This is a genomic window from Nostoc sp. UIC 10607 (assembly GCF_047228265.1).
Classification (GTDB): domain Bacteria; phylum Cyanobacteriota; class Cyanobacteriia; order Cyanobacteriales; family Nostocaceae; genus Nostoc; species Nostoc foliaceum_A.
Genome location: NZ_JBIQNW010000017.1, coordinates 61,338 through 82,323 on the forward strand (window position 1 = coordinate 61,338; position 20,986 = coordinate 82,323).

Annotated in this window: 7 protein-coding genes; 5 read left to right on the forward strand and 2 right to left on the reverse strand. The window is 41.4% G+C overall.

Going from position 1 to position 20,986, the window contains the following annotated elements; translation table 11 throughout:
* Positions 1-6: 6 nt before the first annotated feature.
* Positions 7-957, reverse strand: coding sequence for an iron-siderophore ABC transporter substrate-binding protein (locus tag ACEYW6_RS17045; RefSeq protein ID WP_412980628.1), 951 nt, complete (start codon positions 955-957; stop codon positions 7-9).
* A 41-nt stretch (positions 958-998) separates the two neighbouring features.
* Entirely contained in the window at positions 999-3,758 is a 2,760-nt protein-coding gene (locus tag ACEYW6_RS17050; RefSeq protein ID WP_412980629.1) for a TonB-dependent siderophore receptor, read from the reverse strand.
* A gap of 635 nt (positions 3,759-4,393) precedes the next feature.
* Here ACEYW6_RS17050 and ACEYW6_RS17055 point away from each other — a divergent pair.
* The 5 genes from ACEYW6_RS17055 to ACEYW6_RS17075 all read left to right on the forward strand — a co-directional run bounded on the left by ACEYW6_RS17055 (position 4,394) and on the right by ACEYW6_RS17075 (position 20,972).
* Positions 4,394-9,709, forward strand: coding sequence for an amino acid adenylation domain-containing protein (locus tag ACEYW6_RS17055; RefSeq protein ID WP_412980630.1), 5,316 nt, complete (start codon positions 4,394-4,396; stop codon positions 9,707-9,709).
* A 26-nt stretch (positions 9,710-9,735) separates the two neighbouring features.
* A complete protein-coding gene (locus ACEYW6_RS17060) occupies positions 9,736-10,602 on the forward strand; it encodes a TauD/TfdA family dioxygenase (protein ID WP_412980631.1) in 867 nt (288 codons plus the stop codon).
* An 84-nt stretch (positions 10,603-10,686) separates the two neighbouring features.
* Positions 10,687-16,662, forward strand: a complete 5,976-nt coding sequence (locus ACEYW6_RS17065) for an SDR family NAD(P)-dependent oxidoreductase (protein WP_412980632.1) — start codon at positions 10,687-10,689, stop codon at positions 16,660-16,662.
* 51 nt (positions 16,663-16,713) lie between these two features.
* Positions 16,714-17,604, forward strand: a complete 891-nt coding sequence (locus ACEYW6_RS17070; protein WP_412980633.1) for a hypothetical protein — start codon at positions 16,714-16,716, stop codon at positions 17,602-17,604.
* A 107-nt stretch (positions 17,605-17,711) separates the two neighbouring features.
* Positions 17,712-20,972, forward strand: coding sequence for a non-ribosomal peptide synthetase (locus ACEYW6_RS17075; protein ID WP_412980634.1), 3,261 nt, complete (start codon positions 17,712-17,714; stop codon positions 20,970-20,972).
* Positions 20,973-20,986 lie beyond the last annotated feature (14 nt).

Genomic DNA, 20,986 nt, shown 5'->3' on the forward strand with positions numbered 1-20,986 from the left:
TTACTGTTACTCTGCTAAATATTTAAACAGATCATCAAGAATTAGATTGGCAGCGATGTAGCTACCACCATGCCAATAATCATCACCTACCTCATAAACTTTGTCCGACTTAACTGCATTCAGTTTTAGCCACAAGGGATGATTAGTAATGTGTTGATAGTTATTTGCTTGTGCGTGCTGTTGCAGAAAGATCACATCCCCGTCTGCATAGTTAATGCTCTCAAGCGAGATATCCATCCCCTTTTTTTGAGCAGGAGGACGAGGTAAGCCCAAATCCTGAATTACTCTACTACATAGATGTTGCCCTTCCCCTCGAAGGCGGATTCTATCTGGGTAAATCCTCACCAGGGAAACCTCTGTTGTGTAAAGGCGATCGCCTAATGCCCGTCTTAACTTTTCTAGCCGTTGCTGATAATTATTTATGACAATATCAGCCTCAGATGATTTACCCAATGCTTCAGCGAACGATTGAAAGCATTCCTGCCAACGATAAACGCCGTCATACCATTGGTAGCCAACTGTCGGTGCAATTTGGGACAGTTGATTGTATAAGGTTTCTTGGGCTGCGGCATGGGAGGCAAAAAGAATCACGTCTGGCTTAAGCATCAGAATCTTTTCCAAGTTGGGTTGCTCAGCATCACCAATGCTTCCCACTCCTTGAATTTTTTTCTGTAAATAAGGGGGGAAATTTCCCAACCAGTCAGTAGCACCTACGGGTTTAAATCCCAAAACAAGGGCGATTTCTAAGCTTAGATCGTCTAGTACTACTATCCGTTGTGGGTTAATAGGAACGCAGGTTTCACCCATGAGGTGCTTGACTATTCTGCACTCCGGAGGTTGTAAATTACGAGATTTAGTCAGATTTTGAGATAAATTGCCAGCGTCAACAGAAAATAGAGCGATCGCCAGAAACGTCAACCCAAATAATAACCCTATCACACGACGAATTTTATACATTGAGAAAAGTTGATTTGGTTCAACTTGAAGTATGAGACAATCTAAAACTCCACTGCCAATGTCCCGATAACTGTTAACGGCGCACCTACTTCAATGGAGTTACCAACGTTAGCACCAGATTCAAAATAGGTCACATCAAACAGGTTCTTGATATTAATGCCAGCTCGCCAGGTATTGCGTCGATAATAAATTGCCGCATCCGTGCGGATATAACTCGGAATAAAATAAGGGTCACTCGTATCATCTCCAAACTTTTGATCAACATAAAAGATCCCAAATCCAAAACCAAGTCCTTCTAAAGACCCTTGTTGAAACTCATAGTTAGTCCAAAGACTAGCTGCGTTTCTAGGAACATTGGCAAGACGAGTCCCTGACACAATATTTTGATCTTCCGTAATAATTGCATCTGTGTAACCATAGGAAGCAATAATTTTCCAGCCTGGAAGAATTTCGCCTGTAATATCTAACTCAATCCCTCGACTTCTAGCTTCACCAATAGCAACAGAAAAGTCTTCATTATCAGGATCAGTCGTAGGAATGTTAGTCTTGGTGATTTGGTAAGCAGCAAGAGTGGCTGCAAGTCTACCGTCAAATAACTCACCTTTGATCCCAACTTCATATTGTGTGGCGCGGCTTGGTTCCAACGGTGAACCATCGGCCGTTATGTCAAAGTAGTTGGGGTTAAATGATTGGGTGAAGTTAGCATAAAGGGAAATTGGCTCAATTGGTTGATAAACAATACCAACACGAGGACTAAACGCTTGCTGACTCTGCTCTGCTAAAAATTCACTAACAGGGTCATCATAGCGAAAGTCTACACTATCGAAACGGCCTCCAATTAAAATTTTCAGATTATCCGTAAATGCAATTTGGTCTTGTAAGAAAATACCAAGTCGGTCTGTGCGGATTGTATAATCTTGGTCTAAATTCAGTTCTAAACGATTGGGGCGAGTAATATCTGGATAAACTGGATTGAAAATATTGATTGATGGGATAAATCCGTTTTCACTTCTACGGACATTACCATCAGATGTATTTCTGGTTAAATCAACCCCGAATACGAGAGTATGCTTGACTGAGCCTGTTGTAAATTTGCCGACAACATCTGTTTGTAGTCCATAGCTTTCTTCATAAGTTTCTCGAGAGAAGAAATAACGACCCGAAAGCTCACCTGTCTCATCATCTAAGCTTCTAGCTTCAGCTCGATAGTCTAGGTAATCTGTTTTTGAATAACGAAAGGCATTGCGAATAGTCCAATCATCATTAAATTGGTGTGATAGTCGATAGCCAGTAGAAAGATTTTCTTGGCGGAGGAAATCTTTGGGGGTACTTAAGACTAAGCGATCGCGGGGAATATCCGCTACACCGCCATTTACCTCTATTAGTCCCCGATCAAAAGGGCGCTCGTCGTTGAGATAGTCTAAATCTAATGTTACCTCAGTGCGATCGCCAAGCTTGAAATCCACTACAGGTGCAATAAAGAATCGACTGATATCAGTATCAAAATCTCCCCTCCACCTTCTTCCAGTTTCATAAACTGTATTTAGTCTATAAAGTGCAGTTTTATCTGTATTTAGTGGTCCTGAAACATCAAGAGTTGGACGAACGAATCCATCACTGCCTATAGATAATTCAGCTCCATAATAAGGCTCCGCTAAAGGTCTTTTTGTCACCAAATTAACTATACCGCCTGGTTCTAGACTACCAAACAGAATTGAAGCTGGGCCTTTGAGAATTTCAATTCGCTCCAGATTGGCAGTTTCTATTAAACCTTGCTGGTTAAATACTCTAAAACCATCTTGAAATATCTGACTGTCTGACAAACCTGAAACCGAAAAGCCTCGCAGGCTAAATTGTTCTCTAGTATCACCAAAACCACCTTCTTCGGAGTAACCACTAATGTTACGCAAAGCTTCGGGGAGTCGTAGCACCTGCTGATCTTTTAAGACCTGTTGAGGAATTACCTGAATTGATGCAGGAGTGTCTCGAATGGGAGTATCGGTTCTTGTAGCACTTGAAGCATTTGGTACTTTATATCCATCTTGTTCACCTGTCACTACCAGTTCTATCGGTTCTTCTGTCTCGGCTGCTGGTTCACTCGGTTCGGTTTGGGTTTCTGGCTGTGGTGTTGGTTGTACTTCTGGAGTCTGAGAAGTCTGTGGTGTTTGCTGTGGAACCTCTGGAGTCTGGGGAGTTTGGGCTGAAGATGCAACCGATGTCAGACCAAAAATTAGACCCTCATCACTATCAAATAGCTCTACTACTGGTACACCCGCCTCACCGATTACTGTCACCCTGATACTGTTGGCATCAACGTTCGTTACTGTGACTTCAGTGATCCCTGCAACGGGGTTTTCTTGCCGGAACGTATTGCCTCCTGATGGTAAGCGCAGTTGCGATGAAGGAATGTCAGCAATATATGTATTGCCTTGCTCCTTTTGTGTTACTTGCAACTGTTCTCCTCTCGGAGTCTCTAGAATAATTTCCAGTTTGTTGTCGATGGGATTAATCTTAACTCCCGTAACTTCCACAACATTTTGAGAACCTGCTTCACCTGGTGTTGGCGATTGCACTAACTTATCGGCACTGATGAGTGGAGGTTTGATCTCACTCAATTGTGGAATCTCTGTGTTTAGTTTAACTAACTGTACTGGAGTGGAAGAACTCGTACCCGCACCAGTTGATCTGCTGTGGCGCTGCACTTGTTGAGTTGGTATCTCCTCGCTATTAGCTGGAGTTGTTACTAATACGACAACTGAGCTTGTAAGTAACAGGCTTTGCAGTAATTGCTCTAATTTCATTTTTTGCCTCACACCCAATAGCAAACGTCATGTTGTTTGCAACAACACTGTCATCTCTTGCAATAAATTTGCATATTTTTTTAACTAATAGTCATTAGCTAAATGCAAATATTTCCTAATCAAAATCAACTTTATTAAAAATACTTATCATAAATACCTGGCTTTGGGCAAGTATCCCAAAAATCTCTGTTCCCCTAATCATTGATCATGATGAACCATGAACGTGCATTTTTTAGCGGAAGATCCTATCCCCGCAATGGTTCTAGGTTATTTAGTAGGCATATGAGAAGGTAGTTGTTGTTATACACAGATGATGAATTAATCATAAAAAAGCTTGTCATCTATCTAAAGATATAAAAATTTAATTAAAAAGTAAACTAATTAAATTTTTGGGGTAATGATAAATACTATTTATTATTTTGGGATTGTAAATTCGAGTGAATTGCATTAAGGTGAGATAGTTAATTGAAAATAAATTGCAATAAACTACATTGAAATTTGCAGGAAAGCCTAGCGATTTATCCGCATTTACGACAACGGCAATCTGGCAACTGAGTGCGGTCTAACAGAATTCCGCCTTGCGCTATTAGGCGCCATCAAAAATTTTTAGTGTGCTTCAGGGTTTTAAAAGTACAATGGCTCGACCTTTTAATGAATTAGGCGTAGGAGAGGTTTCCCTTAGCTGTTCTACGATTGTTGATCTACTACGTTACAGAGCAATACACCAGCCAGACATAGTTGCTTTCACGTTCCTCCAAGATGGAGAAACGCTAGAAACAACACTGACTTATCGAGATTTAGATAGGTGTTCTCGCGCGATCGCAGCACAACTACAAGCACTAGGATTAAGTGGAGAACGTGCTTTACTGCTGTATCCACCAGGATTAGATTATCTGGTCGCTTTTTTTGGTTGTTTGTATGCCGACGTAGTAGCTATACCGGCTTACCCACCGCGCAATCAGCGCAAAGCACCGAGAATAGAAGCGATTGTGGCAGATGCACAAGCGAAAACTGCTCTAACTACAACAGTTCTGCTCCCCACAATCCAATCCCTGCTTGCAGACAAGACTAACTGCGGAAATCTTCAGTGGCTAACAACAGATAACTTAACGCCAGATATAGAAAATTCTTGGCAAGAACCTTTAATCAATATTAATACTTTAGCTTTTCTGCAATATACATCGGGTTCTACTGGCACACCTAAAGGCGTAATGCTTGGTCATGGCAACTTGCTACACAATGCTGCCACGACTTACCAAATCATGGAACATTCTCCCACCAGCAAATTTGTTTCGTGGCTACCCACATACCACGATATGGGACTCATCGGTGGGATATTGCAACCTTTATATGGTGGATTTCCTTGCATCTTAATGCCCCCAACATCTTTTTTACAACGTCCTTATCGCTGGTTGCAGGCTATTTCTAGATACAAAGGCACCACAAGTGGCGGGCCTAATTTTGCCTATGAACTGTGTATTCAAAAGATTACTCCAGAGCAACGCTCATCTCTTGATCTGAGCAGTTGGAGTGTAGCTTTTAATGGTGCTGAACCTATCCGTCAAGATACTTTAGAACAGTTTGCAGAAACTTTTGCCGAGTGTGGCTTTCGTAAAGAAGCTTTTTACCCCTGTTACGGCATGGCAGAGGCAACCCTCATGGTTTCCGGCAGTATCAAAACAGTCTTACCTCGTGTTAAACCTGTTGAAAAATCTGCCTTATCCAAAAATCAGGTCATTGAAGCTATTGCAGAGACTGAAGATAGCCAAAGCTTTGTTAGTTGTGGTCAAAGCATTCCGCAACAGCAAATTGTCATTGCTCATCCAGAAACTTTGACTCGTTGTCAACCAGATGAAGTCGGGGAAATTTGGATATCAGGGCCAAGTATTGGTCAAGGTTATTGGAATCGTCCAGAGGAAACAGAGCAAACCTTCCACGCCTATTTAAAAGATACGCAAGAGGGGCCATTTCTACGCACTGGCGACTTAGGCTTTTTGGACAATGGAGAACTCTTTGTTACAGGTAGAGCCAAAGATTTAATTATTATTCGCGGTCGAAATATTTACCCACAGGATATAGAACTAACTACAGAATGCAGTCATCCATTGTTACGTTCTGGTAGTAGTGCAGCCTTTTCTGTAGAAGTTGGTGATGAAGAACAGCTCGTTGTAGTCCAAGAGTTGGAGTTTCGCGCCAAACCAAATATTGATGAAGTAACCGCAGCCATTCGTCAGGCGGTGACTGAAGAACATGAAGTCCAAGTCTATGGCGTAGTCCTAATTAAAGGCGGTACAATTCCCAAAACCTCTAGTGGCAAGATTCAACGCCGCGCTACGAAAGCAGATTTTCTGGCAGGTAAGCTGGATGTAATTGGCAGTAGCATTCTCGAAAGTGTCGAGGTTGCAGGAAAAGAAAATCGGTTGCAACGTGCTGAACTCTTGGCACTTTCCCCCCGCGAGTCTCAGCCATTATTAGAGTCGTATCTTATAGAGCAAGTGGCGCGGGTGTTGACAATAGCACCCGATGAAGTCAACCCAACACAGCCGTTAAGCAGTTTGGGATTAGATTCTTTAAGAGTTTTTGAGTTAAAAAACCGAATAGAGGCTGACTTAGAAGTTGAGATATCTGTAGCAGACTTCTTTGAAAACTTGAGTACGCGATCGCTCTCTACAAAAATCCTATCTCAACTGACAACAACTTCCACCTCATCAGTATCGATAACTCAAATACAGAGAACTACATCTGCTTATCCTCTATCTTTTGCTCAACAACAACTATGGTTTATTAATCAGTTAGCGCCTAATACTCCTGCATATAACATCCCTGTTGTTATTAGCTTAACGGGACACGTCAATGTTGCGGCACTAACTCAAAGCCTGAACGAAATTATCCACCGCCACGAAGTATTGCGAACAAACTTTATTTTAGATGAAGGCAAACCTGTTCAGGTTATCAATACAGCAGTACAGTTAAATCTGTCAGTTGAGGATGTAACGTCACACGACCTGCAATGTATAGCTACAGAATTCGCGCAGCAGCCGTTCGACTTCACTTGTCAACTACTCTTGCGTGCTAAACTTCTGCACTTGGGTTCTCAAGAGTATAAGCTGCTCCTCAACATACACCACATTATTGCTGATGGTTGGTCTATGGGAATTCTCATCCGAGAATTAGCAGAATTGTATGAGGCATTTTCTCATGGCAAACCTTCACCACTGGCTGAACTACCCATCCAGTATTTAGATTTTACCTCTTGGCAGCGACAGTGGTTGTATGAGCGTATGCAACCCCTATTGACATATTGGCAACAGCAATTAGGTGGTGAACTGCCTATATTGAATTTACCAACAGACCGGCCGCGTAGAAGCTTTGCTTCTTGTCATCAGACATCGCCAATTCAAACCTTCAAAGGCGCTCAAGCTAAATTAATTCTGCCTCAAACCCTGGCTACGGAACTGAAGAAGCTGAGTCATCAAGAAGGCGTAACTTTGTTTATGACCTTGCTGACAGCCTTCAAAATCTTACTTTATCGGTACACAGGCCAAACAGACATCCTCGTGGGTTCGCCAATTGCCAGCCGCAACCGCAGTGAAATTGATTCATTAATTGGATTATTTGTCAATGTTTTGGTATTGCGTACCGACCTTTCTGGCGAACCCAGTTATAGAGAATTATTAGCACGGGTTAAGTCAACAGCCTTAGCTGGCTATGTTCACCAAGACATGCCATTCGAGAAGTTAGTCGAGGCACTACAACCGACACGAGACCTGAGTTATAACCCACTCTTTCAGGTAATGTTCGTCCTCCAGAATATGCCTCTACCGACCCCAAAATTATCAGATATATCGATAACCACTGAAGAGGGTTATAGTGGGACGGCAAAATTCGATTTAACTCTGTTTATCGAAGATAGAAAGCAAGGATTGTTTACAACCCTAGAGTACAACACTGATCTGTTTAACGCAGATACTATGACTCGGATGCTGGGGCATTTTCAAACTTTGTTGGAAGGCATAACTGCCAATCTCGACTCTTGTATTGCAGAGATGCCTTTGTTAACAGCATCTGAAAAACACCAGTTAATAGTTGATTGGAATCAGACCCAGACAAACTACCCGCTTGACCTTTGTATTCATCAGTTATTTGAGCAGCAGGTAGAACGTACACCAGATGCAGTTGCCTTAGTGTTTGAAAATCAGCAATTAACCTACAAAGAGTTAAATTGTCGAGCTAATCAGCTAGCGCACTATCTGGGAAGCTTAGGATTAGGTACAGAAACACTAGTGGGTATCTGCATAGAACGTTCCATTGAGATAGTAGTGGGACTTTTAGCAATTTTGAAAGCAGGTGGTGCTTATGTGCCCTTAGACCCTACCTATCCGCAAGAGCGATTAGCTTTTATGCTGGCGGATACTCAATTAAAAGTGCTGTTGACCAGCGAGAAGTTAATAGCAGAGCTTCCTCAACATAACGCTCTTGTAGTCCCTCTGGACACAGACTGGAAAGCTATCAGCCGAGAAAACCAATCCAACCCAACTACAAATACTAAACCGACAGACCTAGCCTATATCCTCTATACCTCTGGTTCTACAGGTCAACCAAAAGGTGTAGCGGTAGAACACCGCAGTACAGTTAACTTCTTATACTGGGCGCGAGAAGTATACACTCCAGAGCAACTTGCTGGTGTCCTCGCCTCCACCTCTATTAACTTTGACCTTTCAGTGTTTGAATTGTTTGCGCCTCTGTGTTGGGGAGGTCGGGTAATTTTAGCTGAAAATATTTTACATTTACCTACTTTATCTACTGCTGAAAATGTCACTTTGCTGAATTCAGTGCCTTCAGTAATCGCCGAATTAGTCAGAATGAATGGTATACCAAATGGCGTAAAGATCATTAACTTGGCTGGGGAACCTCTTCCCCATCAGCTGGTACAACAACTATACCAAGATCACCCAACTAGGCAAGTATTTAATCTTTATGGCCCCACAGAAGCAACCACCTATTCTACATTTGCCTTAGTGCAAAAAGGGTTAAGCAAATCATCAATTATTGGTCGTCCCATTGCCAATACCCAAGCATATATTTTAGACTTCAACTTACAACCAGTACCCATTGGAGTCGTCGGGGAATTGTACATCGGTGGTGCTGGATTGGCACGAGGTTATCTCCATCGTCCAGATTTGACATCTGATAAATTCATTCCTAACTCTTTTAGCAATGAACCAGATGCCTGCATTTACAAAACTGGAGACTTAGCGCGCTACTTAAGCGATGGTAATATCGAGTTTCTCGGACGCTGTGACCACCAAGTGAAAATTCGTGGTTTCCGCATCGAATTAGGAGAAATTGAAGCAGTGTTGTCCCAACATCCCCAGGTGCGAGAGACGATAGTTATTGTCAGGGAAGATATTCCAAATGATCGCCGCTTAGTCGCTTATGTAATTACCCATAAGCAGAGTGAATTTTCTATCAATCAAGTGCGGGATTTTCTTAAAGAAAAGTTACCCGAATATATGATACCTTCTGCTTATATACTATTAAATGAATTACCGCTTTCACCCAATGGAAAATTAGACCGTCGTGCCTTACCTGTTCCAGAGGAACTGCGACCACAATTAGCTACAACTTATCAGTCTCCTCAATCTCATGTAGAAAAAACTATTGCTCAGGTTTGGCAAGAAGTATTGCATCTAGAGAAAGTCGGTGTAAATGATAATTTCTTTGACCTTGGTGGCCATTCATTACTGATAATTCAGGTGAATCATAAACTACGGAATATTTTCCAGCGAGAATTATCAGTTGTTGAATTGTTTCAAAACCCAACTATTAACTCTTTGGCACAGTATTTGAATCAAAATCTAGAAAACCAGGATAATTTTAACCGAATACGCGATCGCGTGCAAAAACAAAGATCATTATTGACGAAGTACACGAGAACAAATATTAAGTAAAATCAGAACTTAGCAGTTGGAATTATATGATGAGAACTGAGTTAGCAGTTATTAGTACTGCCAATATAATTGAAAATGAAAATTATCAAAGTATTTTGCAACTACCAGTTAAAAATACTTTAGAACTATTCCAGTCATTTGGTATTCTGCTCTTTCGAGGGTTTAAGGTCAATCATACAGAGATGAAAGACTTTGCCCAACAATTCAGTTCTAGATTTGTTCTGGATAAAGATAGACCGATCATTGATTCAAGTAATAAATTTGTGACGTTAGTAGACCCAGGAATGCACTATGTAAGTCCTCATTCTGAAAATGCTAATTCTCCTTTTCGTCCTGATTTAGTATGGTTTTGTTGTGCTGTGCCTGCATCCCAAGGAGGTGAGACTTTATTTTGGGATGGTGTTCAGGTATGGCAGAATCTCAGTGAAGAATTAAGACAATTATTTATTTCTCGGAAAATTAGATTTTTGCAAAAATTCCCGGTTACTGACTGGAAGCGTTTTTTAGGAACGGGTGCAACCATAGCTGATGTCAAGAGAACTCTGAATAATATTGAAGGGTTAAATTATCAAATAAATTCCGACCAATCTGTTTCTATTGAATATTGTTGCTCGGCTGTGGTAAAAACAAAATATGGTAATCACAATGCATTTGCTAACAGTCTGATAGCCGAGTATAAAAATCCTAGAGGAACAGTAACTTTTGAAGACGGTTCACCGATTCCTGTAATAGTTATTAATCAAATTAACGAAGTTATCAATAGGTTAACTGGTGTAATACCGTGGCAAACAGGTGATTTAGTAATGATTGATAACTCAAGATTTTTACACGGGCGTAGGTCTTTTGCTGATACTCGTAGGCGAATTTTTGCTTTACTAAGTTATTTAAAGTAATTAGTCGCAATCTAAATTTTCAAAATGTCACAATAAAAGTCAGTAGAATTTCACTGAGTTTAAACAACCCTGGGAAAAAAGAAAATGGGTAGTTCAGAAGCATACGAATCAATAGATGCAATAGCCATTATTGGTATGGCAGGTCGTTTTCCAGGAGCCAATAATATTGATGAATATTGGCAAAAATTACAAGATGGCATAGAGTCAATTTCCAATTTTACAGATGAAGATTTATTAGCAGCAGGTATAGAACCAGCTTGGCTGAACGATCGCAATTATGTTAAAGCGGGTGGTGTATTAGAAGATATTGATTTATTTGATGCTTCTTTCTTTGATATGAACCCGAAAGAAGCAGAAGTCACAGACCCACAACACCGTCTTTTTCTGGAATCTGCTTGGAAAGCTTTAGAAAGTGCTGGCTATGACTCTACTAAGTGTGAAAGTCGCATTGGAGTTTATGCAGGTGCCAGCCTAAATAACTATTTATCTTTTAATTTAAATAATGACCAAGTAGGGTCGGCAAAATCCTATCAAAAACTAATTGGAAATGATAAAGATTTTCTGACGACCCGTGTTTCATATAAATTAAATCTTACAGGCCCAAGCATTACAATTCAAACTGCTTGTTCTACCTCATTAGTTGCAATCACTCTTGCTTGCCAAAGTTTACTAAATTATCAATGTGATATGGCTGTGACAGGAGGAGTTTCGATTCGAGTCCCACAAAAAACAGGTTACTTGTACGAAGAAGGGGGAACATTATCTTCTGATGGGCATTGCCGCGCCTTTGATGCTAAAGCCCAAGGAATAGTTGTTGGTAATGGTGTGGGAGTTGTAATCCTCAAGCGGCTATCTGAAGCGATCGCTGATGGTGATTGCATTCATGCTGTGATCAAAGGTGCAGCTATCAACAACGACGGTTCTGGAAAAGTGGGTTATACAGCCCCTAGCGTCGATGGTCAAGCCGAGGCGATCGCAGAAGCGATTATGCTTGCTGATACTGAGCCAGAAACAATTAGCTATATTGAAGCGCATGGTACTGGTACAGCTTTGGGCGATCCCATTGAAGTTACGGCACTCACCAAAGTTTTTCGCGCCAGCACCAAGAAAACTAATTTCTGTGCCATTGGTTCAGTCAAAACAAATATCGGTCATCTAGATGCAGCTGCTGGGGTGGCTGGGCTAATCAAAACTGTTCTTGCCCTCAAACACAAACAGATCCCACCCAGCTTAAATTTTGAGCAACCCAATCCCCAAATTGATTTCGCCAACAGTCCTTTTTATGTCAATACAAAACTGACACAATGGCAGGCGGGATTCACTCCTCGTCGCGCTGGTGTAAGTTCTTTAGGTATGGGCGGTACTAATGCCCATGTAATTCTAGAAGAAGCACCAGCATTACCAGCCTCTAGCCCTTCTCGTCCGTGGCAGTTATTGGTACTCTCTGCGAAAACTGAGTCTGCATTAGAAACTGCCACCCAAAATCTAGGAGAATATCTTACACAACATCCTGAGTTAAACCTAGCGGATGTCGCTTACACCCTGCATTTGGGGCGTAGAGAGTTTAATCATCGTCGCGTATTGGTGTGTCAAGATATCCAGGATGCAGTCAACGCCTTGCAGCAGCAAGACTCACAAAGAATTTTGACCTCTTTTGAGGAAAACAGCGATCGCCCCATCGCCTTCATGTTTGCTGGACAAGGTGCCCAATATGTAGATATGGGTCAAGAACTTTACCAGACTGAGACAGTATTTCGTGAGCAGGTAGATCGCTGCTGTCTCTTGCTCATGCCGCATTTGGGGTTAGATTTACGTTCAGTAATTTATCCCAACGACTCCCAAACAGCCGCAGCAGAAAAGCTCAAACAAACTCGCCTCGCTCAACCTGCGCTGTTTGTGATTGAGTATGCTTTAGCCCAGTTGTGGATAACATGGGGTATTTCTCCAGAGTCCATGATTGGTCATAGCATTGGTGAATACGTGGCTGCTTGCCTAGCTGGCGTTATGTCTCTTGAAGATGCTTTAGCTTTAGTTGCTATACGTGGGCAATTAATGCAGCAATTACCTTCAGGAACAATGCTTGCAGTTCCTTTACCGGAAGCAGAAATTAAACCTCTACTGAACGAAAACTTATCTCTGGCTGCCATCAACGCACCAAATTCATGCGTAGTTTCCGGAACCCATGAGGCTGTAAATGCAATTGAGCAACAACTTATTGCTCAAGGTGTAGAATGTCGCCGTCTGCATACTTCTCATGCCTTTCATTCTCAGATGATGGAGTCTATCTTGGAGTCATTCATCCAAGAAGTTAGAAAAGTCAAACTTAATCCGCCCCAGATTCCTTTTATCTCCAACGTCACGGGAACTTGGATTACCGCAGCAGATGCGACAGATGCAAATTATTGGGCAAAGCATTTGCGGCAAACCGTGGACTTTGCAGCAGGTATATCTACATTACGCCAAGAGCAAAATCGCATTCTCCTAGAGGTAGGGCCGGGGCGTACTTTGTGTACCTTAGCCAAACAGCATTCAGCACAGACTACTGAGCAGTTAATACTCTCTTCATTACGACATACTAAGGAAGAACAAACAGATATAGTGTTCTTGCTGAATACATTGGGTCGTCTTTGGCTAGCAGGAGCCTCAGTAAACTGGACTAGCTTTTATACTGATGAGCGCCGTCACCGCATACCTTTACCGACATATCCATTTGAACGCCAGCGTTACTGGATTGAACCGCAAAAACAATCTAGCAATTCTGCTTTAGCAAACCACAAAAAGCCAAATGTTGCAGACTGGTTCTATGTCTCAGTTTGGAAACAAGCCATCGCACCGCAAGTTATCCAATCTAGAGAACAGGTGCTAATCTTTGCGGATACTTGCATCGGCGTAGAAATGGCAAAATGCCTAGAAGATGGTGGTCATAATGTGATCACAGTGTTGCAGGGAGAGCAGTTTAGCCAACTGAGCGATCGCAAATACACAATCAATCCCCAGCAGCCTGAAGATTATAATGCCTTAATTGCACAGTTGCAGACACAGGGTCAAATTCCAGATGCGATCGCCCATTTATGGAGCCTCACAGCAAACGACCAGACACAAACAACAATTGAGTTTTTTGACAATTGTCAAAATCTTGGTTTCTACAGTCTACTGTTTCTGGCACAATCCTTCAGCAAACAAAATATTACTCAGCCTATAGATATTTTAGTTGTCACTAATAATATCTACGATTTGACAGGTTTTGAAAGTTTAAATCCAGAAAAAGCAACTGTCTTAGGAATATGTAAAGTCATTCCTCAACAGTATTCCAATATCACCTGTCGCAGTATTGATGTTGTCATTCCCGCAGCTAAATCACTTCTAGAAAACCAATTAATAGACCAACTTTTAATAGAGTTGAGTGCTAAATCCGCTGACACAGTAGTTGCTTACCGTGGTAATCATCGCTGGTTACAAACATTTGAAGCGATTCATAGTGATGAGACTACGAGTAGATTACGAGATCAAGGAGTATACCTGATAACTGGTGGATTGGGAGGTATAGGTCTGGAAATAGCCGAATACCTAGCTCAGACAGTCAGAGCCAAACTGATTCTCATAGGGTATTCAGCTTTGCCTGCGCGAGATGAATGGAATGAATGGCTGAAAACTCATGATGAACAAGATAAATTCAGCCGCAAGATACTAAAAGTACAGGAACTAGAACAACTAGGTGCAGAGGTTCTGATTCAAACTGCTGATATTGCTAATGAAACACAAATGCAAGCAGTTATGGCTCAGGCTGTTCAGCATTTTGGTCAGATTCATGGTGTCATTCATGCTGCTGGCATCAAGTTATTTAAAACTATTCCAGAAATCACTAGAAACGAATGTGAACAACAATTGAGAGCCAATGGATATGGACTGTTTGTATTAGAAAAAGTTTTGCAAGGGATAGAACTTGATTTTTGTGTATTGATATCCTCCTTATCATCTGTATTAGGTGCATTAGGCATGGCAGCTTATCCAGCGGCGCACCTCTTTACTGATGCTTTTATTTGTAAGCACAACCAAACAAGCTTTACACCGTGGATAGCTGTGAACTGGGATAACTGGTTAACCAGCCAATTAGCTGCTGAATTAGCCACAAAACCAGAAATTTCTACAGAATTATTCATGAATAATCAAGAAGGAGTAGAAGTATTTGAACGCATTTTAACCCTCAAAAAAATCAATCAAATAGTTGTTTCTACAACCGATCTTGAAACTAGAATTAAAAAGTGGATTAAGTCTAGAGAACCTGGAAATCAACTAAATTTATTATCATTCCATTCCAGACCCAACTTAATCAACACCTATGTTGCTCCTAGAAATGAAGTTGAACAAATCATTGCTAACATCTGGCAAGAAGTTTTAGGAATTGAACAGGTAGGTATTGACGATAACTTTTTAGAGCTAGGTGGTGATTCTCTCCTCAGCATTCAAATTACTGCTAGAGCCAACAAAGCAGGCTTGCGGATTACTAATCAGCATCTATTTGAATACCCAACGATCGCACAGTTAGCTGAAATCGCCAACAGAACTCAGACTATCTGTAGCGAACAGGGATTAGTGCAAGGAGAACTTCCTTTGACACCTATTCAGCACTGGTTTTTTGAACAGAATTTACTTGACCCGCATCACTGGAACCAGACAGTTTTGCTGGAGGTACAACAAACTCTCGACCCAATACTTTTAGAGCAGGTAGTTCAAAAGTTGCTTGAACACCACGATGCGTTACGTTTGCGTTTTGTACCCGAAGAATCTATGTGGAAACAGATCAATTTCGGTCTTGACACAGTTGTGCCATTCTCACACGTAGATTTATCGGCGCTGTCACCGCATTTGCAAGAGCAGGCTTTTGAGGAGGCTGCAATAGAATTGCAAGCATCCCTGAATTTAGCATCAAAACCGCTTTTACAAGTTGCCCTCTTTGACATGGGTAAACACCAACCAAGCCGTCTGCTGATTGTTGCCCATCATTTAGCTGTAGATATTGGTTCTTGGCGGATTTTACTTGAGGATTTAGAAACAACATACCAACAACTCACTCAAGAGAAAGTGGTTAAACTACCACCAAAGACAACCTCATTCAAACAGTGGTCTTTAAAGCTGATTGAATATGCACAGTCAATAGAGTTGGAACGAGAGCAGGTGTATTGGCTGGCAGATGAGCGCGACTGGGTATCACCACTGCCGGTAGATTATCCAGATGGCGCTAACATCGTGGCATCGGCTCGGACTGTATCGGTAAAACTAAGTGTCGAACAAACCCAGGCACTGCGAGAAGAAATAACAGCAGCTTATCGAGTACAAATGGATGATGTGCTGCTGACTGCCTTAGTACAAGCAATGACCAAGTGGACTGGAACATCCTCACTGCTGGTTGACTTAGAAGGTAATGGCAGAGAAGTAATTTTTGATGATGTAGATTTATCAAGGACGGTGGGATGGTTCACTAACATTGCCCCTGTGCTGTTGGAAATTGGAGAAATTTCGCCAGTAGGGGAAGCATTGAAAGTGATTAAAGAGCAACTGCGGAGTTTTCCGAATCAAGGCCTGGGTTATGGCGTGCTGCGCCACTTAAGTACAGATACATTAATTACAGAAAAATTGCGATCGCTACAGCCAGCAGAAGTAATTTTCCTCTACCTTGGTAATCTTGAGCAAACTTTACCTCAATCTTCTTTGTTTAAGCTATCCCAAAATTCTAGCGGCTCACCCCGTAGCCCGCGTGGAAAACGGAGCCATCTGCTAGAAGTTAATGCTTCGATTGTTCATGACCAACTCGTTGTCGATTTAATCTATAGCGAAAATATTCATCGACGAGAAACAATCGAGAAATTAGCTGATGAGTTGGTCACAACCCTACAAGCACTTATTACTAACGGTCAGCCTGACTCAGTAGAAAACTTAACACCTTCTGATTTTGCAGAGTTTAAATCTAGTCAGTGGAGTCAAGCCGACCTCGACAATATTTTGGCTACCCTCAATGAATCTGAAGATTTGACAGCGTATTCAGAACAAAGAATACTTTAAAAGCTCAACTTTGACAATGCATTAAAAACTATTTTTCAAGGATTTTTAGCAATGAAAATAAAAAGCGATCGCCAAATATTTTTTAAGAATATACCTCATCAATTAAAGTCATTTATCTACCGTAAGGATTTAACCAAGTTGCTACCTCTTTATAACAGCAAATGGAATCCTCACATATATGGTCAACATTACCAACATCACTTTGCCCCTTTGAGAACCAAAAAATTGAAGATTTTGGAAATTGGTGTAGGTGGCTATGATGATCCTCTATCTGGAGGAGATTCTTTAAGAATGTGGAAGACTTATTTTCCTAACAGTATGATTTACGGTCTAGATATCGTAGATAAAAGCTCTTTAGAAGAAGAGCGGATTAAAATATTTCAGGGTAGCCAAGTTGATGAAGTACTTTTAAAAAAACTTGTCTCTGAAACTGGTAAACTAGACATTATTATTGATGATGGTAGTCATCGTAATGACCATGTAATTCAAACTTTTAAAATCCTGTTCCCCCAATTAAATGATGGTGGCATTTACGTAGTAGAGGATACACATACTTCTTATATACCCAGTTACGAAAATTGGTCAAAATTTTGTAACGATCCTTCTCCTCCTCATTGGGCAGAATATGGAGGCAGCCTGGATTTATATGATTCTAAAACAATGATCAATTTTTTTAAAAGACTGGTTGATTGCCTCAGTCATCAGGAGTTTATACATCCAGGTTATACACCTAATTATTTTGACCAGCATATTGTGGCAATACACTTTTACCGAAATCAAGTTTTTATCCATAAAGGAGATAATACAGCACCAGGTAACGCAGTTAAAGATAACGTACTTAGGGCAGAATTTTTAAAAGAAATTGGAATAAAATCAATGGATGAATTAGGGTTAGAGTTCTCTAATATTGACGATCCAACAAAGTACTTAAATAAACGTTAGATTACTGCTAAAGTTTTCTGCATCTGGCGCAGTTTATCACCTACCTAAAAGTTATTTTTAAGTCCAGCTAATGGAGCCAATACTCACTCTAAAAGTTCTACAGCGCCATGAAAAATATTGAAGACTTTTATCCGCTTTCACCCATGCAACAGGGCATACTCTTCCATGCCCTTTATACTCCAAAGTCTGGGGTTTATTGCGAACAATTTAGCTGTAATATCCACGGACATTTAAATATTTCACTATTTAAGCAAGCTTGGCAGCAAGTCGTAGAGCGTCACCAAATTTTACGTACTTCCTTTATTTGGGAAGGACTTAAAGAACCCGCGCAAGTGGTGCATAAGCAAGTTGGGCTGCCTTGGGAGCAACAGGATTGGCAGGGTTTGACAAGCGTCGCCCAGCAAGAACGCATGGAGGATTTTCTCAAAGTAGAACGAGAGCGAGGCTTTGAACTTTCTCAACCACCGCTAATGCGCTTGAGTGTGATTCAGTTAGGCGAAAATGACTACCGTTTTATCTGGAGCCATCATCACTTACTGCTGGATGGATGGTCTTCTTCCCTACTCCTCAATGAAGTCTTTGCTCTTTACAAAGGATTCACTCAAGGTGAAAACTTATCTCTAGAGCGCCCTCGTCCTTTCCGTGATTACATAGCTTGGTTGCAACAGCAAGACCTGGCAGATGCCGAGATATTTTGGCGGCAAAGGCTTAAAGGTTTTTCCACATTAAATTCTTTTAGGGTAGACCGGAAAACTGATAACTTGGTTAGTCAAAGCAATAACTATGACACACAACACGTCCGGTTATCAGAGAAAGAAACTTCTGCATTGCAACAGTTTGCTCGACAGCAACAGCTCACACTCAACACCTTATTACAGGGCGCATGGGCTATCCTCCTGAGTCGTTATAGTGGTGAACACGATGTCAACTTTGGAGCCATTGTTTCTGGTCGTCCGCCAACTTTAGCTGGAACTGAGTCGATGGTGGGGTTGTTTATCAATACTCTGCCAATGCGAGTGTGCATTCATCCAGAAGAGTCTCTCTTACCTTGGCTAAAGAGGCTGCAAACAGAGCAGATTGAGGCACGTCAGTATGAGTACAGCCCACTAGTAAAGGTGCTTGGCTGGAGTGATATGCCTAATGGGTTGCCCTTGTTTGAGAGCATTTTCAACTTTCAGGACTACTCAACAGATTTTTTTGCACAACAGCAGTTTGACAACCTGCAAATTTCCAATTTTTGCAATTTTGCTCATACCCATTATCCGCTCACTGTATCAGTGGAGGTGGATTCAGAGTTATTACTAGAAATTGAATACGATCGCCAGCGCTTCGACTCAGCTACAATAACTCGAATGCTGGAACATCTCCAGACTTTACTTGCGGGTATGGTCGCAAATCCGAATCAGGGACTTGCTGAGTTACCGTTACTGACTGCACAAGAGCGTTACCAACTATTGGTAGAGTGGAATAACACTCAAGCTGATTACTCTCAAATCTGCATTCATCAGCTATTTGAGGCGCAGGTAGAACGCACACCTGACGCTGTGGCAGTGGTTTTTGAGCAAGCACAACTGACCTATAGAGAACTAAATCAACGTGCGAATCAGCTAGCAAATTACCTGCAAAAGCAAGGAGTTGGGCCAGAAGTGCTTGTGGGGATTTGCGTAGAGCGATCGCTGGATATGATAATCGGTCTATTAGGCATTCTCAAAGCTGGTGGAGCTTACGTTCCTCTCGATCCAACTTATCCTCAAGAGCGCTTGACCTTCATGTTGAAGGATACGCAAGTCTCAGTCATCTTAACGCAGCAATCATTGCTGGCTGTACTGCCTGAACATCAGCAACAAGTAGTGTTATTAGATACAGACTGGTCAGTTATTGCTCAAGAAAGTTGGGAAAACTTAGTAACTCAGACTCAACTTGATAATCTCGCCTACATTATCTATACATCCGGCTCTACTGGTACACCCAAGGGTGTGATGATTGAACATCGCTCTTTAGTCAACTATATTGAAACTGCTTGTTTAGAGTATGAGATAAAACCGAGCGATCGCATTTTGCAATTTGCCTCAATCAGCTTTGATGCCGCAGCCGAAGAAATTTTTCCCTGTTTAGTACAAGGGGCAACTTTAGTTCTGCGTACTGATGAAATGTTGAGTTCCATACCAACGTTTGTGCAACAATCTCGGCATTTGGGATTAACAGTACTTGATCTACCCACCGCTTTCTGGCATCAACTGACAGCCGAAATATCTACTGCAAATTTGCCATTACCCGAAACACTGCGACTAGTAATTATTGGTGGCGAACGTGCTGAATATTCTTATCTAGAAATTTGGCAGCAACATGTAAGTCAACAAGTGCGCCTCGTTAATAGTTATGGCCCCACAGAATCAACGATTGTCGCAACGCATTGCGATTTATCTGGGCCAAGAGCTGTTAAATCATTTGGGCGAGAATTGCCCATCGGCAAGGTAATTCAGAACGCTCAAACCTATGTGCTTGACTCCAATTTACAACTTACTCCGGTAGGCGTTCCAGGCGAACTTTACATCGGAGGAGTAGGTGTGGCACGAGGCTACCTCAACCAACCAGAACGCACAGCTTTAGCATTCATATCTAATCCTTTTGAGAAGGCAGAAGGAAGTCGTCTTTATAAAACGGGTGACTTAGTTCGTTACCTCCCAGATGGAAAGCTGCAATTTCTAGGGCGGAGCGACAACCAAGTAAAAATTCGTGGTTTCCGCATCGAACTTGGAGAAATTGAAGCGGCATTAACACAATATTCAGCAGTGCAACAGGCTGTAGTGATAGCACAAGCAGATGAGCGGGTTCACAACTATTTAGTGGCTTATGTTCTTCCTAACCAAGAACAAACACCCACAATTACTGAACTGCGGCATTTCTTGGAAGATAAATTACCGAATTACATGATGCCTTCAGTCTTCATGTTCTTGCAGGAAATACCACTTTTACCTAATGGCAAACTGAACCGTAATGCGCTACCAACACCAGATAATTTACGCCCACAATTGGCAGTTGATTATGTGATGCCAAAAACAGAGCGTGAACGAGCCATTGCTAATATTTGGCAGCAGGTATTGAATGTAGAAAAAATCGGTATCCACGATAATTTTTTTGAATTAGGTGGTAATTCATTGCTAATGCTTCAGATTCATAGCCAATTGCGTAAGGTATTGTCGTTAGAATTATCCTTGCCAGAAATGTTTAAATATCCCACCATCAATTCATTAATAAATTATTTTAGTCAAGCCAATAATAAAGTTTCTTATTCTGAACGAACTGAAAAGCTAACAGAAGGTAAGCAAAGACTCGAACAACGTCTTAAACAAAGACAAAAATCTTAAACTATTAAAGAGTT

Bases quoted from the DNA above. Each gene is read 5' to 3' on its own strand.
- ACEYW6_RS17055 (WP_412980630.1), top strand. From the start codon at position 4,394: ATGGCTCGACCTTTTAATGAATTAGGCGTAGGAGAGGTTTCCCTTAGC.
- ACEYW6_RS17050 (WP_412980629.1), bottom strand. From the start codon at position 3,758: ATGAAATTAGAGCAATTACTGCAAAGCCTGTTACTTACAAGCTCAGTT.
- ACEYW6_RS17065 (WP_412980632.1), top strand. From the start codon at position 10,687: ATGGGTAGTTCAGAAGCATACGAATCAATAGATGCAATAGCCATTATT.
- ACEYW6_RS17045 (WP_412980628.1), bottom strand. From the start codon at position 957: ATGTATAAAATTCGTCGTGTGATAGGGTTATTATTTGGGTTGACGTTT.
- ACEYW6_RS17070 (WP_412980633.1), top strand. From the start codon at position 16,714: ATGAAAATAAAAAGCGATCGCCAAATATTTTTTAAGAATATACCTCAT.
- ACEYW6_RS17060 (WP_412980631.1), top strand. From the start codon at position 9,736: ATGATGAGAACTGAGTTAGCAGTTATTAGTACTGCCAATATAATTGAA.
- ACEYW6_RS17075 (WP_412980634.1), top strand. From the start codon at position 17,712: ATGAAAAATATTGAAGACTTTTATCCGCTTTCACCCATGCAACAGGGC.